1 protein-coding gene and 1 pseudogene are annotated in these 1035 nt (G+C 66.7%); one reads left to right on the forward strand and one right to left on the reverse strand.

Annotated elements, in window-relative coordinates; translation table 11 throughout:
* Positions 1 to 423, reverse strand: a pseudogene (locus LQV45_RS35390) (M23 family peptidase); the annotation flags it as partial.
* Between the two features lie 475 nt (positions 424 to 898).
* Here LQV45_RS35390 and LQV45_RS35395 point away from each other — a divergent pair.
* The coding region (locus tag LQV45_RS35395; RefSeq protein WP_230012723.1) for a 30S ribosomal protein S2 at positions 899 to 1035 on the forward strand (137 nt) is incomplete at its 3' end.

Raw genomic sequence — 1035 nt, forward strand, 5'->3', positions numbered from 1 at the left:
CAGCCCGTTGCCGTGATCGATCGTGATGACCGGCCGGTCCACCACCGTCCCGACAAAGCTCACCGTCCCGGCGGCGGGCGACTTGAGCGGGGCGTCATCGAAGGCCGCCTCAAGATCGACGCCGCGGTGACCGCTGAGCCACGGCTTGGCCGGGGGATCGAAGGCGCGGAGCACCGCCGGCCGCGGGCTCAGCGGCCAGCTCCAGGCAGACGCAGGGACCGGCCCCGCCCTCGGGGAGCCCCGGCCGGAGGAAACCGCAGCCCGGGCGGCGGCGTAGCCGGCGTCTGTAGCGTCGGCGTCGGCGGCGGAGACATGGGCAGCGGCGGAGACATCGGCGTCGGCGGTGATGGGGGGAGGTGCCAGGAACGTGGCCAGGAACAATGCCGCCAGGAGCACGGCCCGCAGGCCAAGTGGGAGCTTCATGGCCCCAGCCTGTCAAGGCAGCACCCCGGGCGGAATCTCCCGCCATGGCTATGTGGATAAGGTGCCCGCCGGCCCCGCCAAAGCCCCCGAACCCCGCACCGCTGCCGTGGCAAAACCGTCCTCCTGGGCGGGGTCGCTGTAGTACACTTGGTGGAGCAGTTTGCTGTGCCCTCACGCTTGTAAGTCGCGATATTCGTGATTGCCGAAGCCGGCACGCCTCATTCAGGGGTGCGGGGGAGCAGCAGCTGACTACGCGTATCCAGCCCTCCTCAAAAGAAGCCTGAAACTTCTGATGCGGAGGACTGCGCCTCCTGCGGTCCGTTCCACATGGCATGTCCATATGGCGCGGATGGGAAGCGCGGTGGATGCCAGGAGCAACGCCCGCCCCGGGCGAATGCTAAACAACCGTCAACTATTGGCAGGGTAAGAGGGCCATGGGCTCTCTCATGAATGACCTGCCGGAAGGAGCGTCGGCATGCCCGTCGTAACTATGCGCCAGCTGCTTGACAGCGGCGTCCACTTTGGACACCAGACCCGCCGTTGGAACCCGAAGATGAAGCGCTTCATCTTCACGGAGCGCAACGGTATCTACATCATTGACCTGCAGCAGTC

The sequence above is a fragment of the Microbacterium sp. Bi128 genome (assembly GCF_918698205.1).